This window comes from Sandaracinaceae bacterium (assembly GCA_016706685.1).
Lineage (GTDB): Bacteria > Myxococcota_A > Polyangia > Polyangiales > Houyiibacteriaceae > JADJJE01.
In genome coordinates, this window is record JADJJE010000018.1 from 23,167 (window position 1) to 38,247 (window position 15,081).

Genomic DNA, 15,081 nt, shown 5'->3' on the forward strand with positions numbered 1-15,081 from the left:
GCGTCACACGCGCGCGGCGCGCCGAGCTCACAGGGAGTATCCCCCCCCTGACCCCAGCTCCAAACTCGACGGTGGGAGCAACCGTCGCGATGGCTCGGCCCACGTACTCGCGATCCCGTCGGGCGGCCGCTCTGGAACCGCCGCTCGAGCTTACGGCCAACACGCACAACGCCGAGTTCGTGCTCCGCACCCACATCGCGGAGCCGAGGAGACGCCTTCAATGGGTGATACCGCGGTGAGTGATCTCACTGATGAGATGAACGACGACCTCGACGACAGTGACGAGGATCAATACGAAGACCGCCTGGTGGTGCCCTACGACGAGCTCCCGTTCGTCGCCCAGCGCGTTTCCAAGATGAGCGACCGCGCCATCCAGCGCGTCACGGGGGGCAACGCGTTCTTGCGCGGCCGCCTCTACGCGCGGCGCAAGTCGGTGGAAGATCTGGTGGCGGAGGGCGACACGGTCACCGGCGAGATCAACGTCCGCTCCTCCGATGAGCCCTACACCACGTCGGCCACCGTGAGCGAAGAGGACGTCTGGACCTCGCACTGCACCTGCCCGGGCTGGCGCGGGGCCGACGGTCACTGCAAGCACGTGGCCGCGATCATGGTGGCGCTCCGGGACCAGGTTCGGCCGCCCAAGGCCAAAGAGGCGCTGACCGGCGGTGGCGGCGGCGGCGGCGGCGGGGACAGTGACGTAGACGGTGGCGGCGCCGTGAACGGCAACGGCAAGAAGAAGAAAAAGAAGAACAAGGGCAAGGAGCCGAAGGCCGAGGTGGTGCACGTGCCGCAGACGGTCTCGGTGGGCGGGACCAAGCGCCGCCGCAGCCGCAGACGCCGTCGGGGGACGGCGGCCGACGGAAAGATCGAGGTGCTCTCCGCGCGCGATCTGCAGGGGCCGCTGGGCGAGTCGCGTGGGTTGTTCGACCTCTGGTTGCCGCCCGAGGCGCTCCAGCGCCCCTACGAGTTCGAGTACCGCATGGCCGTGCGCCCGACGTCGTTCGTGCTGACGCCGGTCATCGCCGGGACGCGCCGCTCGGCGCCCATCCTCGAGGCGCTCGAGTCCTTCAACATGGTGTCGGCCAACGACCGTGGGCTCTTTCGGGCGCTCGCGCGGCACGCCAGCCGCTCGCAGCCCGCCACCGCCGAGATCCGCGGCGAGGACGCCTCCGAGGTGCTCAGCATGTTGCGCGGCCGCCGCGTGCTGCTCGAGCCCGCCAGCATGGAGCTGCGCTTCTCGGCCGAGGTGTTGAAGCCGCGCGTCGAGCTGGACCGCGCCAACGCGGACCACATGCGCGTGAAGGTCGCCTTCGGGCTCGACAACGGCCGGCGCTTCGCCGTCGGCGCGGGCAGCTGGTTCGAGGGCACCCCCGGCTGGCACATCGACGTGACCGATGGCGTCGCGCGCCCGCTGGCCGACTCGGTCAGCCCGGCCATGCTCACGCGCCTGCGTCAGCAGTCGGCGCTGGTGCACCCCAACGACGATCTGCCGCGCTTGCTCACGGACTTCATCCCGCGCGTGGCCATGGTGCTCGGTTCGGACCTGCCGGACCTCAGCTCGGCCGCCGATCTGGTGGACGAGTCCGCGCAGATCCGCATGAAGGCCCACGGCGACATCGTGAACGCGTCGGTGAAGTTCGACGTGATCTACGGCTCGCAGACCTTCGAGGTCCCCTCCATTGGGCTGCCTCCGCCGCTGGCGTTCCTGCCGCCCAAGAAGCCCGGTGGCCGTCCGCGCATCGTGCGCCGCGACGTGGGCCTCGAGCTCACCGCCATCCAGATCATGATGAACCTGGGCTTCGAGCCCGACGATGACGGCGAGTACATGGAGGCCGTGGGCGACGAGGCCGTGTCCTTCTGGACCCAGGGCGTGGCCACGCTCCCGCCCGAGTGGGACAAGCTCATCCCCGAGGGGCTGCGCGCCATCAAGATCCGCAAGGAGACGGTGTCGCCGCGCATGAGCGTGTCGAGCGGCGTGGACTGGCTGGCGCTCGACATGGTGTTCGGCTCCGGCAAGCTGGTGGTAGCCGAGGACGAGCTGTTGGCGTGCCTCGAGAGCGGCCGCAAGCTGGTGAAGCTCGAAGACGGCAGCTACGCGCCGGTGGACGTGGACGAAGTGGGCGACATCCTGGCGCGCATGGCGGAGATCGCCGTGGGCAACGACCCCAGCAAGATCCCGCTCTCGCAGGCCGGTCGCATCAGCGACCTCATGAAGCTGGTCCCCAACGCGAAGGTCAGCACCTCCGCCAAGGAGCTCTTCCAGAAGCTCCACAACATCGACGAGGTTCCGTCCATCGCGAAGCCGCGCACGCTCAAGGCCACGCTGCGCCCCTACCAGAAGCTCGGCTTCTCGTGGCTGGTGTTCCTGCACGAGCTCGGCAGCGGCGGCATCCTCGCGGACGACATGGGCCTCGGAAAGACGCTCCAGACCATCGGCCTCCTGGCGTGGGCCAAGGGTCAGCTGGAAGACGACAAGCTCAGCCTGGTGGTGGCCCCCACGTCGGTGGTGCCCAACTGGGAGCGTGAGATCCAGAAGTTCGCGCCTTCGCTGCAGACCGTGGTCTGGCAGGGCCCCGACCGCCACGAGCGGCGCGACGACTTGAAGACGGCCGACGTCATGATCACGAGCTACGCCCTGCTGCGTCGCGACGAGGAGTTCCTGCAGACGCTGAACCTGCGCTACGTGATCCTGGACGAGGCGCAGCACATCAAGAACCCGCTCAGCCAGACGGCGCGCGCGGCGAAGAAGCTGGCCAGCGAGCGGCGCTTGGCGCTGACGGGCACGCCCATCGAGAACCGCCTGAGCGAGCTGTGGAGCATCTTCGACTTCGTGTCGCCGGGGCTCCTGGGGCAGCTCAAGACCTTCGAAGAGAAGGTGGCGCGGCCCATCGACCGGGGCGACAACGAGACGGCGCGGCGCCTGCGCAACACCATCCAGCCCTTCGTGCTGCGGCGCCTCAAGAAGGACGTCGCGGTGGACCTACCGGCCAAGATCGAGCAGGAGATCGTGGTCCCGCTGGCCGACTCCCAGCAGGGCCTCTACAAGCAGATCCTCGAGCAGGTGCGCAAGAGCGTGCTCAGCGAGGTGGAGACCAAGGGCATCGCCAAGGCGCACATCCAGATCCTGGCGGCGCTCACGCGCCTGCGTCAGGTGGCCTGCGACCCGCGCCTCATGAAGCTGGAAGATCAGGACTTCGGCGACGCCGACAGCGGCAAGCTGGGGGCGCTCCGCGAGATCGTGAGCGAGGCCGTGGCCGGCGACCACCGCGTGCTGGTGTTCAGCCAGTTCGTGCAGATGCTGCAGCTCATCCGCAAGGCGCTCGACGCCGACGGCGTGAAGTACGAGTACCTGGACGGCTCCACGGACGACCGCATGGACCGCGTGGATCGCTTCAACGCGGACAGCAGCATCCCTGTGTTCCTCATCTCGCTGAAGGCGGGCGGCACGGGCCTCAACCTGACCGGCGCGGACACCGTGGTGCACTTCGACCCGTGGTGGAACCCGGCCGTGGAGGACCAGGCCACCGACCGCGCGCACCGCATCGGACAGGACAAGGTGGTCACGGTCTACCGCTTGATCGCTGCGGGCACGGTGGAGGAGAAGATCCTCGACCTGTCGGAGAAGAAGCGCTCGCTGGTGGCCAACGTGCTCTCTTCCGAGGGCAGCCCGCTCAAGGGGCTGACGAAGGCCGATGTGGAGTCGCTCTTCAGCGATTGACGTGCGGCGCGCCTCGCGACGTGTGGAGCGGCCAGTGGTGAGGTGGTCACTGCAGGTGCTACGAGCGGTCCAGCTCGTGTCCCTGGTGGCCGCGGTGCTCGGCGCGACAGCGCATGCGCACGCCGACGAGACGCACTACCAGAACGTCTTCATCGGTGACCGCGCGTTCGGCATGGGCGGCGCGTCCACTGGCCTCGCGGCCGACACCTCGGGCACGTTCTACAACCCGGGCGCGCTCGCCGAGCTCCCCAACCGCAGCTTCTCGGCGAGCTTGGGGCTCACCGCCTTCGAGCGCACGCGCGTGCTCGGCGGCGTGCGCGGACCCGACAGCGTGGCCGATCTCCGCCAGTCGGCGTCGCGCTCGCTGCCCGTGTTCTCGGCGGCGCTCTTGCGCTTCGGACGCCACGGCCCCGACGGACTCAAGCGCCACGCGGTGGCGTTCAGCACGCTCTACCCCGCCTCGGTGGACCTCGCGCTGCGCGTGGATCTGCTGCACCCCATGACGGGCATCCCGTCCACGGTGCGCGTCGATCACACGTACCGGCAGACGCTCTACGGCGTGAGCTACGCGCTGCATCTCTCGCACAAGGTGGCGTTCGGCATCACGGCGTACCTGGCCACCCAGCGCCTGATGCACAGCGAGACGCTGTTCATCGCTTCCGGGGGAGTGCCCGCGCCGGGAGGGGGCTTCACGGATGTGGAGAGCTATGCCGGGCTCACGCGCATCGTGGCTCGCAGCTACAGCCTCTTGCCGCGCGTCGGGTTCTTCTATCGCCCGAACGCGAAGGTCTCGCTGGGCATCACGCTCCAGCCCCCCGCGCTGACGGTGCGGACGCGGGCGTCGCTCGACCAACAGAGCGCCTCCTCGGTCATCGACCCCATGACCGGCCAGACCATCACCACGTTCGAGCTGGTGGAGCAGCGGGGCCTGCGCGTGCGCATGCCGATTCCGTGGATGGTGCGCGCGGGCATCGGCTACCACGCCACCAACTCGCTCACCCTGGCGTTCGACGTGACGCTGCACGGTGCCATCGGCGCGCGCCGCATCCTGCCGGGGGCAAACGAGGAGGCGCTCGCACGCACACCGTTCATGCCCGTGGACACCCGACGCATGGCGACCTTGGACGCCGCCCTCGGCGCCGAGTGGGTGATGCGCGACGGAGTCACGTGGCGTGTGGGCGCGTTCACCAATCGCAGCGCGGCGCCGCGCATCCCGGACACCACCAGTCAGTATCGCCTCGAGCAGGTGCACCACTACGGGGCATCCTTCGGGCTCGGTGTCCACGTGGGCGCCTACCACTTGACGATGGGGCTCGCGGGCTCGCGCGGGCGCGGGTCGGCGCTGTCGGTCGACACCAACCCCAGCAGCACCGCGATCTACGCCCGGACCCGCGTCGAAGAGCGCGTGCTCTACGTGTTCATCACCGGCGCCACGCGCTCGGTGGCGCGCCTGGCCCAGAGCGCGCTGCATCGAGTGCAGAACCGAAACGGAGATGGTCGGAACGACGACGACGACCACCCCGACGCGGTGGAGGCGGAGGAGGCGCGGCGTCGCGCCCAGCGTCAGCGTCGCCGCCTGCGGCAGCAGCAGCAGCAGCATCCGGACGAAGCGCGCTGAAGCCTAGAGCCCGCGTCGGAAGCGGGCCGTGAAGGCTTGGAAGGCGAGCGCGTCGCCCTCCACACGCAGGTCACCCGAGGCCAGCGCGGCCACCGGCGACTCGAGGTCGGCGGCCAGCCTTCGCCACACGCCGGTGCGCGTGTGCACCGTGGCGATCGGCGTGGGCGTCCCGGGCAGCGGCGTGTCGCCCTCCACCAGCTCGGCGACTCCGCGCCTCACGGTCATGTAGAACGACTCCTGCGTGTCTTCGAACACGAAGTGCACGCACTCGTGGGTGTCGCTCGACAGCTCCGGGATCAAGCGCGACGCCATCACCTCGAAGAACTGCGCGATGGGTACCGAGTCCAGCATGCTGGGCGCCGGGCGTGGGACCAGCGGCGCCGCCACCCCGTCGCGCAGCTCGTTGGCGCTCTCCAGCAGATAGCCGCGCCCGTTGCTGTTGCCCACCTGCTGGCCCACGGCCTCGAGCGCCGCGGCCAGCTCGAGAGCCCCTGCGCCCTGGGCGGTCGCGTCCAGCTCGCCGGCGTCGCGCAGGAGGACCAACAAGTGCAGCGCCCAGCGCGGGTCGCCCTCGTCCGTGGCGGCTCGCGCGGCGCGGCGGACGGCCTCGGGGCCACCCATCAGGCGCACGCTGCGCACCGCGACGTCACGTGCCGGGACGGGGTAGAGCGCCTCGGGTCGGCCATCGAACCAGCCCAGGTGCGAGCCGTAGATGGCGCGCGCCGACCAGTCGAGCTGGCCGTAGAGCGGGGCCAGGGCGGGGTCCTCGGCCAACCCCACGGGCAGGGCCATCTCCTCGGCGATGCGGTCCACGGGCACGCCCTGGTTGGCCTGCGCCACGACCCGATCGCGCACCCACTGGATGCCGTCGCGGTACCGCGTGAGCGCCCCGGCGATCTCGTCTTCGCCCTCGAGCGGGACGGTGTGCGAAGGCACGAGGTGCAGCGGGCGCCGGGCGCGCATGGCGTCGAGCGACGCGATCCACGCGTCCACGGGGCGCGGGCTGGTCCCCCGGATCGTGTAGAGGTTGGGGAACGAGCGGTAGTAGTTGTCTCCGGGCATCAGCACGCGCGCGTCTGGGAGCCACACGAAGAGCTGGTCGTGCGTCTCGCCGTGGGCCTCCACCAGCTCGATGCGCACACCGCCGACTTCGAACGACGCCTCGCCGCTGAACGTGCGTGTGGGCATGACGATCCCGGACTCCATGGCGGCCTCCATGTCGGCCCGCCGTCCTAGCGCCGAGCAGGGCAGCTCGTCCTCGTGCACGTGCCAACCGAACTGCCGCGCCCCGCGTACCGTCTCGGCCATTCGGAAGGCGCCGTACTGCTTGATGAAGTGGTCGCGGAAGGCTTCCGTCGCCCAGACCTCGGTTCCCTCTTCCATCCACGCCGTCGCTCCGCCAATATGGTCGATGTGACTGTGCGTGAGCACGATGGCGCGGATAGCGCCGGGCGCCTCGCGCAAGAGGGCCTCGCGGGCCTCTCGGGCGCGCGACGGACTCATGCCTACATCCACCACCACGTGGCCTGCGGGAGTGGTGATCAGCATGGTGTTCGCCAGGTCGTAGCCCACCGCCACCAGGACATTGTCGCCGATGCGGAGCACCCGCGGTGGGCCGACACCCTCTTCGCAGTGGTCGCGCAGCGTCTCGGGTGTGCTCACCGCGCGCGCGGTCTGCACCTCGCGCGCGCGCGGTTGCTTGGCGAAGAACCATGTCGCGGCCGCGCCGGCTCCCAGCACCAGGATGCCGAAGGCCACGAGGCGAGCACGCGAGCGACCAGGTTTCTCGGTAGCGCTGGGGGCGCTGTCAGGAATCATGAGCTGACAATATGTTAGTAACCCACGGATGTCAATGACCCGAGACGACCAAGACCGTACTTCCACCCCTCCTGCCCCCCCCGCTCAGGCGACGCGCACCCGGCGCAGCGCCGAAGAAGCGCAGCAAGACATCCTCGACGCGGCGCAGGCGGCGTTCGAGCAGGGTGGACCCGAGGCTGTCCGTCTCAAGCCCATCGCCGAGGCGTGCGGGGTCACCCACTCCGGCGTGCTCTACCACTTCGGCTCGCGCGAGGGGCTGCTCGAGGCGCTCTTCCAACGTGCCGCCCGCGAGCTGCGCGCCGACGCCCTGGCCTCGGTGACGGGCGCCTGGTCGGGGGGGCCCATCGACCTCCGCGGCATGCTCGCGAGCGTCTACGGGCGCGTGGCCGACCCCTCGCGCGCCCAGCTGCTGGCCTACCTGCTGGCGCACGGGCGCGATCCGTTCCCGGACGCCAACGAGCAGGGCCTCGCGCGCATCGCGCAGGGGTTGTCCGCCTTCGCCTCCGCGTTCGTGAAGGACGGCAAGCTCTCCCAGGAAGACGCCGCCTTCGGGCTGGAGCTGATGACGCTGGTCATGTTCGGTGACCTGCTGATGGGCGACCACGTGCGGGCCCGCCTGCGCGACCAGCCCATCGAAGAGCAGCGCGCGCGCTTCCGAGCCCGCTTCGCCGACCTGCTGCTGGCCACGGCAGGCATCGCGCGCGAGCCGGAGTAGGCTGCGCGCCATGCCGCACACCGCAAGCTCCGTTTCGCGCTTGGACCGGCGCGCCCTGCTCAACCTCATGCAGGACGGCTTCCCCATCGACCCAGCTGCCCTCGACGACAGCGAGTACCGCGGCATCAGCTTGGGGCTGCCAGCCCCGGTCATCGCGTTGACCTGGCGCAAGTTCATGAAGACCTTCCATCGCGAGCCCAAGACGGGCGTGCTGCGGGGCTGGAACGTGCGCGTGGAACAGGACGGCGAGGACACCCCCTGCACCCCCCAGCGGCGAGGCGGCTTGGAGCGCTGCTTCGGCCACTATCAGGTGGTGCGCCCCATCGGCTACGCCATGCCCACGCCCATGTATCAGGGGCTCATGATCGACTACGGCCTCGGCGGGAACTCGCCCTTCGATCCGGTGAGCCTCACGCGCGACCCCCTGGTGGCGCTCCACGAGGGCAGCGTGGACCTGCTGCTGGGCTGCAGCTATCTCGACCTCGGCTCGCGCACGCTGCGCACGCCCAGCTTCTTTACCCTCGAGCGTGTGGGCCCACTCCGCCGTGTGGAGCCCGCCCCGCGCTAGCTCTGCCGCATCTCGAACACGCAGCCTACCGAAGCGGTGGACGGCGGGACCGGCAAGAGGCACATTCGGGGGCAAGTGGATCAAGAACTGGAAGAGCTCCGCGACGCACTCGACGCCGTCGACAGCAAGCTGGTGGACGCGCTCGTCGAGCGTCGCGACCTGGTGAAGCAAGTGGCACGCTGGAAGGTGGTGCGTGGACGCGGCATTCGTGACCCGCAGCGCGAGCAAGAGCTGCTGGAGAAGCTGGTGGCGCGGGGCGAAGCGGCGGGGCTCGACTCGCACTTCGTGAAGCGCCTCTTCCGCGAGATCATCGACCACTCGGTGCGGCTCCAGCAGGAGTACTTCTCCACCTCGGGGGACCCCAACGGCGCGCCGCGCAGGACCATCGTCGTGGCCTTCCAGGGGGGCGAGGGGGCGTACAGCCACCTGGCCGCCACGCGGCACTTCGGCGCGCGCGACGCGAAGGTGATCTACGAGGGCTTTCCCAGCTTCAAGGCCATGCTCGAGGCGGTGAAGAACGGCATGGCGGACTACGCCGTGCTGCCCATCGAGAACAGCATCGCCGGGTCCATCAACGAGAACTACGACCTGCTCGCCAAGATGGACCTGCACCTGGTGGGCGAAGAGATGCAGCGCGTGGAGCACTGCCTGATCGGCGTGGCCGAGGTGCCGCTCACCAAGATCCGCCGCATCTTCTCGCACCCGGTGGCGCTGGCGCAGTGCGGAGCCTTCTTGGCCACGCTCACCAACTGCCACGCCGAGGCCTACAGCGACACGGCGCTCTCGGTGCGGCGCGTGAAGGACGAGCAAGACCTCTCGCAAGCCGCCATCGCCAGCGAAGAGGCGGCGCGTGTGTATGGCTTGCCAGTGCTGGCCCGCAACATCGCGGACCAGAAGGACAACTTCACGCGCATGGTGATGGTGGCGAAGGAGAGCGTGGCCTACGACGCCGCGCTGCACTGCAAGACGTCGCTCATCCTGTCCACCAAGCACGAGGGCGGCGCGCTGCTGAAGGTGCTCCAGACGCTGGCCAACCACGGGCTCAACCTCACCAAGCTCGAGTCGCGCCCACAGCCGGACTCGCCCTTCGAGTACGTCTTCTACGTGGACTTCGAGGGCAACACGTCCACACCCGAGACCCAGGCCGCGCTCACCGAGCTGCGCGAGTGCACGTCGTTCTTGCGCGTGCTCGGCTCTTACCCCGCCCGCCGACCGAGCTGACCATGGCCATGGCGCCCCCAACCGCCGGAGGTGGCTGAGGTGGGGCTGCTCGATCGCGTTGGCCGCTTCCTGGATGATGTCCTGCTGTTGCCGGAGGACGTGCGCGACGCGCTCGAGACGGGCGACGACGCGCTGCGCGCGGAGCTCTTCCCGGAAGCCGAGCGCATGTTCCTCGAGGTGTTGGCCACGCGCCCGGGCCTGGGGCGAGCGGCGCTCGGGCTCGCTCGCGCGCGCGCTGGCATGCGCGATGACGCGGGTGCGCTGGCCGCCCTCGAAGAGGCACGCACCCACTCCACGCTGGACCCGAGTGTGTCGCTCTGGGCAGCGCGCATGGCGCTCGACGCGGGCCGCCTGCAGCTCGCCGTGGACGCCGCGCGTGATGCGTCGCGTGCCCTGGCCGAGGAGGGCGGAGCCCGGTTCGCCGAGGCCTGCCGGTTGCGTGGCGAGGCCGAGTGGCGCCGCGACCGGCCCGACCGCGCCGTGCGCGAGTTCCGAAAGGCGTTGAGCGCCACACCCAACGACCACGCGCTCAGCGTGCGGCTGATCGAGGCGTCCGTCGCCGCGGGGCGCGCCGCGGATGGCGAGCGCGCCGCCGAGTCCCTGGACCCGAAGAACCTGTCGCCATCGGACGCTGCGCGGGTGGGTCTCGCGCTCTCGCGGGCCGGCCTTCGGGAGCTGTCGCTCAGCTGGCTGCGTCGCGCCGCCGAGTCGGGTGACGCCTCCGCGTTGATCGCCCTCGCGGAAGGTCAGCTGGCGGCCGGCCGCTTCGACGAAGCCGAGACCCACGCGCGCTCCGCGATCGCGCGCGGAGGAGGAGCGCGCGCTGGCCACCCTGGCCGACGTGCTGGTGGCTCAGCGGCGGGGACCAGACGCCGCCGAGGCCGTCTCGGCCGCGGCCCATGCCAGCGGCGACCCCGAGCTGCACCGCGGCGCCATCCGTGTGGCGGACCCGAGTGACGTCGCAGCACTCACACGCTACGCGGACGCGCTCGCTCGCGTGGCGCCCGGTGACGCGGTGGAGCAGCTGGCTCGCGGCCTCATCGCGCTCGCGCAGGGCGACGTCAGCACGGCGGCCGGCCTGGACCCCGGCGACGAGCCGCGCGGCGTGCTGCTGCGCGCAGGGGTGGCGCTGCGCCAAGGGCGCCCGGCCGACGCGCTGGCTCAGCTCGAAGCCTTCTCGCGCATCGCGCGTGGTCGCCCCTACGCCAGCGTGGACAACGCGCGCGTGGTGGAGCTCCGCAAGGCGGCGCTCAAGGCCAGCTGGACCGACGTGGCGTCGTCGGAGGTGGACCTCGCCGGGGCCATCGACGCCGTGGCCCGCTTCGCTACCCGCCAGTCGCTCGATGCCGTGACGCGGGCCGCCCGCGGGCTGCGGGACGAGCTGGACCGGCCGCTGCTCCTGGCCGTGCTCGGTGAGTTCAACGCCGGGAAGAGCACGCTCATCAACGCCATCATTGGGGCCGAGGTGGCGCCCATGGGCATCGTCCCCACCACCGCCACGCTGAACGTGCTGCGTGGCGGCGCGGCGCGGCGTGTGCGCCTGGTGCGCGTGGACGGCAGCACGCGCGAGGGCGACTACGACACCCTGCGCGACCTGCTGGCCGACGCGGCTGCTGCGGACGAGACGGTGGACCACGTGGAGATCGTGCTGCCCAGTGAGCACCTCGAGCGTGTCTGGATCATGGACGCACCCGGCACCAACGCGCTCGATCCGGCGCACGAGCGGCTGGCCCGGGAGGCCGCGCGCCGCGCCGACGCGGTGCTCTGGGTGTTCGACGCCGCGCAGGCCGGCAAGAAGACGGAGGCCAGCTTCTACTCCACGTTCCGGGGCTCCGGCCGCAAGGTCATCCCCGTCCTCAACAAGCGCGACCGGCTCTCCACCGAAGACCTCGAGCGCGTGAGCGTGGTGGTGCGCGCCAGCTGGGCCGCAGACGACGCGAGCGCCGCGCCGGGCGAGGCGATGGGCGAGCTGATCACCGTGTCGGGGCGCTCGGCCCTCAAGGCGAAGCTGGCGGCCGACGAAGCAGCGCTCGTGGCCAGCGGCTTCCCCGCGTTCCTGGCGCACCTCGACCGTGAGGTCTTCTCGCGCTCACGCGAGCTGAAGCGGCGCGCCTGTGCCTCGCGCCTGCTGGCCGTGCTCGACCAGGCGCTCGAGACCGAGCGCGCGCTGGTGGATGCGCAGGGCCGGGTGGTGGCGCGGCTCCGTGCGCGGGCCGGTCGCGTTGGCGCGCGGCAGGCAGACCTGTACGACCGCGCGCGCGACGCCGTGCGGTCCGTGATCGAGGGCGAGGACGCGGCGCTCGAGGCCGCCGCCGACGAGCTGCTCAGCGTGCTCAAGCCGCGCGGCGCCACCTTCGGGCGAAGCGCGCTGTCGGCGGACGACCAGGCGTTCCTCGGCGAGCTGCTGGAGCGGCGCTTTACCCTGGCGCTCGAGCAGACCGAGCGGCGGCTGGTGGCGCAAGTGCGTGGCGGGCTGGCTCAGGCGCTCGCGGACACGGAGGCCGACGACCCCACGCCCCCCTCGGGCGCCGATCTCGACCTCCGCGTGCGGGCGGCGCTGGGGCCCGCTTTTGCGGCCTACGCGGGGTACCAGCGCGGGCTCTTGCGCGGCGGTGGGCTGCGGCGGCTGTTCGAAGACGCCCTGCCGCGGGCGGCCGCTACCCGTGAAGGCGCCGTGCAGGCGCTGGCCACGGTGCGGGTGGACGCCCGCGCCGAGCTGGGCGGTGCGTTGCGCGACGCCCTGACCGAGCTGGCGGAGACTCTCGAGCGCACGGTGGTGGCGGAAGCCACTGACGCCGAGCGCCACGGTGAACAGCTGAGCAGCGAGGTGTTCGGGCCGCTGCGCGCGCTGCGCGAGGTGCTGGCCGAGATGATGCGGGTGGGAGACCCGCAGCCCACCGCTGGGGACGCGAAGAAACTCGCGCCTTCGCTAGATTCGTGACGGGCTGAGGGTCTATACTCGTCCTTGGCCCAATCCCGGGCTCGGAGCCTTCATGGAGATCAAACAGCAGCTCAAGCTCTCGCAGCAGCTGGTGATGACCCCCCAACTGCAACAGGCCATCAAGCTGCTGCAGATGTCCCGCATGGAGCTCACCGAGTTGGTTCACGAGGAGCTGCTCGAGAACCCGGTGCTGGAAGACTCCATGGACGGCCGGGACTCCCGCGAGGTCACCCCCAGCACCGAGGCGGTGCACCACTCGCATGATGAAGGCGGCGGCCCCACGGGGGGTCCCGAAGACTCCATGCGCACCAACACGGAGGCGGTGGACTCGAAGCGGGAAGAAATCGACTGGGAGCGCTACCTCGAGGCGCACGCACTGCAGCCCTCGATGCCGGGCTTCCGCGGCCGCATGGGCGATGACGAGATGCCGGGGTTCGAGCAGACGCTCACCCGCGCCGAAGACCTGGTGGACCACCTCGCGTGGCAGCTCCGCATGGGTGACTTCGTGGAAGACGAGCAGCGCTTCGGCGCGCTGGTCATCGGCAACCTCGACACGCGCGGCTACCTCAGCATGGACGGCGTGCCCACGGAAGAGGTGGTCCCGCGCCTGGCCGTAGAGGCCGGGCTGCACCCCGAGGACGCCGAAGAGGTCCTCAGCATGATGCAGCAGTTCGACCCGCTCGGGGTCTGCTCGCGCACGCTCGAAGAGTGCCTCGAGGTACAGGCCAAGCACTTCGGCCTGGACGAACTGTGCATCAAGGTCATCCGGCATCACCTCGGCAACCTCGAGCGCAAGAACTACGCGGCCATCGCCAAGGACCTCGAGGTCGCGGTGGAAGAGGTCTACGACATCGCCCAGATGATCGCGGAGTTCGAGCCGCGCCCGGGCCGCAACTACTTCACCGAAGAGCCGCGCTACATCACCCCGGACGTCTACGTCCACAAGGTGGGCGACGAGTACTTCGTGGTGGCCAACGACGACGGCATGCCGCGTCTGAAGATCAGCGGCTTCTACCGCTCGGCCATGTCGGGAAACCCCAAGGCCAAAGAGTACATCCAGAACAAGATGCGCAGCGCGCAGTGGCTCATCCGGAGCATCGATCAGCGCCGCAAGACCATCCTCAAGGTCACCGAGTGCATCGTGGAGAAGCAGAAAGACTTCTTCGATCTGGGCATCGAGCACCTGAAGCCCATGATCCTGCGCGACGTGGCCGAGACGGTGGGCATGCACGAGAGCACCATCTCGCGCGTGACCAGCAACAAGTACGTGCACACGCCGCGTGGTATCTTCGAGCTGAAGTACTTCTTCAACAGCGCCATCCGCCGCGAGAACGACACGGACATCGCGAGCGAGAGCGTCAAGCAGGCCATCAAGAAGATCGTGAGCACCGAGGACGAGCGCAACCCCTTCAGCGACCAGAAGCTGGTCGAGGTCCTCGCTCAGGACGGAATTCAAATCGCCCGGCGCACCGTCGCCAAGTATCGCGAGATGCTGGGCATACTTAGCAGCAGTAAACGGAAGAAATACTTTTAGCGATCGTTCTTATTTCGACACCCTAGACACGCCCCGGAGGCACGATGCGAATCAACTTCACCTTCCGCCACCTCGAACCGTCTGATGGCATCAAGGCCTACGCGACCGAGAAAATCGGCCGCTTGCAGAAGTTCCTGCGAGCCCCTCTGACCGCCGAGGTGATCGTCGGCACGGAGAGGCACCTCCACCAGGTCGACGTGAGCGTCGTGTGTGAGGGTCAGCGCTACGCAGGCACTGAAGAGTCCGAGGACATGTACGCCTCCATCGACATGGTGATCGACAAGATCGATCGCCAGGTCCGGAGCAAGAAGGACGCTGCCACCGCGAAGATGCGTCACGCCGACCAGTCGGTGCACCTCGGCAAGCACGACGCCTGAGCGCGCGTGAAGCCCCGGCGTCGCGTGGTGACCGCCTGGTCTACCGCGCGGCGCCGGCCCCGTCAGAAGCGCGCGGCGTGGTCTGCTAGCACCGCCAGCGCGGCTTCCACGGAGTCTGCCGCCACCAGGAGCGCGCGCACCCGCTCGTCTCGAACGGTCCGGCTCACCCGCGCCAGCGCCTTGAGGTGCTCGCTGGGCTGATCGAGTGGGCCCAGGATGGCGACTGCCAGCGTGACCGGGTCACCGTCGATGGCGTCGAAGTCCACGCCCTGTGGGATGATGGCCAGCACTGCGCGCATCTCCTTGAGTTTCGCGAGCCGGCCGTGAGGGATGGCCACGCCGCTCCCGGCGCCCGTGCTGGCCAGCCGCTCGCGGTCCTCCAGGACCTTGAGCACGGCGGCGGCGGAAAGCGCGGGGTCGTCGGCGGCGAAGGCGTCGGCGATGGTGCTCATGAGCGCGAGCTTGTCCTTGGGCGTCACGCCGAGAAGGATCCGCTTGGCACTCAGGAGTTCCACCAACATGCGTGGGCGCAGCACTACCGCAGCGCTGCGAGCAATGCAACGCGATCCAG

11 protein-coding genes are annotated in these 15,081 nt (G+C 69.8%); 9 read left to right on the forward strand and 2 right to left on the reverse strand.

The features are described from left to right. Positions 1-256 precede the first annotated feature (256 nt). Positions 257-3,718 carry an SNF2 helicase associated domain-containing protein gene (locus IPI43_21765; GenBank protein MBK7776725.1) on the forward strand — a complete coding sequence of 1,154 codons (3,462 nt, stop codon included), beginning with the start codon at positions 257-259 and terminating at the stop codon, positions 3,716-3,718. Between the two features lie 76 nt (positions 3,719-3,794). Continuing rightward, complete coding sequence (locus IPI43_21770; protein MBK7776726.1) at positions 3,795-5,336, forward strand: hypothetical protein; 1,542 nt, start codon at positions 3,795-3,797, stop codon at positions 5,334-5,336. 3 nt (positions 5,337-5,339) lie between these two features. Here the strand turns inward: IPI43_21770 and IPI43_21775 are convergent, their stop codons facing one another. Further along, complete coding sequence (locus IPI43_21775; protein MBK7776727.1) at positions 5,340-7,154, reverse strand: MBL fold metallo-hydrolase; 1,815 nt, start codon at positions 7,152-7,154, stop codon at positions 5,340-5,342. Between the two features lie 28 nt (positions 7,155-7,182). On the opposite strand from IPI43_21775, the gene IPI43_21780 reads away from it, so the two are divergent. The 7 genes from IPI43_21780 (at position 7,183) to raiA (ending at position 14,510) form a co-directional block, all read left to right on the forward strand. Next, on the forward strand, positions 7,183-7,869 hold the full coding sequence (locus IPI43_21780) for a TetR/AcrR family transcriptional regulator (protein MBK7776728.1): 687 nt from the start codon (positions 7,183-7,185) through the stop codon (positions 7,867-7,869). A gap of 10 nt (positions 7,870-7,879) precedes the next feature. Then, positions 7,880-8,437, forward strand: a complete 558-nt coding sequence (locus IPI43_21785; GenBank protein ID MBK7776729.1) for a hypothetical protein — start codon at positions 7,880-7,882, stop codon at positions 8,435-8,437. 75 nt (positions 8,438-8,512) lie between these two features. Next, complete coding sequence (pheA, locus tag IPI43_21790) at positions 8,513-9,658, forward strand: prephenate dehydratase (protein ID MBK7776730.1); 1,146 nt, start codon at positions 8,513-8,515, stop codon at positions 9,656-9,658. 39 nt (positions 9,659-9,697) lie between these two features. After that, positions 9,698-10,615, forward strand: a complete 918-nt coding sequence (locus IPI43_21795) for a tetratricopeptide repeat protein (protein MBK7776731.1) — start codon at positions 9,698-9,700, stop codon at positions 10,613-10,615. Beyond that, positions 10,500-12,599, forward strand: a complete 2,100-nt coding sequence (locus IPI43_21800) for a dynamin family protein (protein ID MBK7776732.1) — start codon at positions 10,500-10,502, stop codon at positions 12,597-12,599. Before IPI43_21795 ends, IPI43_21800 begins: the two co-directional genes overlap by 116 nt. Before the next feature lie 52 nt (positions 12,600-12,651). Beyond that, the gene (gene rpoN / locus IPI43_21805) at positions 12,652-14,133 is read left to right on the forward strand and encodes an RNA polymerase factor sigma-54 (protein ID MBK7776733.1); all 1,482 of its coding nucleotides are present in this window, start codon (positions 12,652-12,654) and stop codon (positions 14,131-14,133) included. Between the two features lie 44 nt (positions 14,134-14,177). Further along, the gene (gene raiA / locus IPI43_21810) at positions 14,178-14,510 is read left to right on the forward strand and encodes a ribosome-associated translation inhibitor RaiA (GenBank protein MBK7776734.1); all 333 of its coding nucleotides are present in this window, start codon (positions 14,178-14,180) and stop codon (positions 14,508-14,510) included. Between the two features lie 62 nt (positions 14,511-14,572). On the opposite strand, the gene IPI43_21815 is transcribed toward raiA, so the two are convergent. Further along, complete coding sequence (locus IPI43_21815; GenBank protein ID MBK7776735.1) at positions 14,573-14,989, reverse strand: PTS sugar transporter subunit IIA; 417 nt, start codon at positions 14,987-14,989, stop codon at positions 14,573-14,575. Between the last annotated feature and the right edge of the window lie 92 nt (positions 14,990-15,081).

Coding starts and splice junctions, on each gene's coding strand:
- rpoN (MBK7776733.1), top strand. CDS start 12,652: ATGGAGATCAAACAGCAGCTCAAGCTCTCGCAGCAGCTGGTGATGACC.
- IPI43_21775 (MBK7776727.1), bottom strand. CDS start 7,154: ATGATTCCTGACAGCGCCCCCAGCGCTACCGAGAAACCTGGTCGCTCG.
- IPI43_21785 (MBK7776729.1), top strand. CDS start 7,880: ATGCCGCACACCGCAAGCTCCGTTTCGCGCTTGGACCGGCGCGCCCTG.
- raiA (MBK7776734.1), top strand. CDS start 14,178: ATGCGAATCAACTTCACCTTCCGCCACCTCGAACCGTCTGATGGCATC.
- IPI43_21780 (MBK7776728.1), top strand. CDS start 7,183: ATGTCAATGACCCGAGACGACCAAGACCGTACTTCCACCCCTCCTGCC.
- IPI43_21765 (MBK7776725.1), top strand. CDS start 257: ATGAACGACGACCTCGACGACAGTGACGAGGATCAATACGAAGACCGC.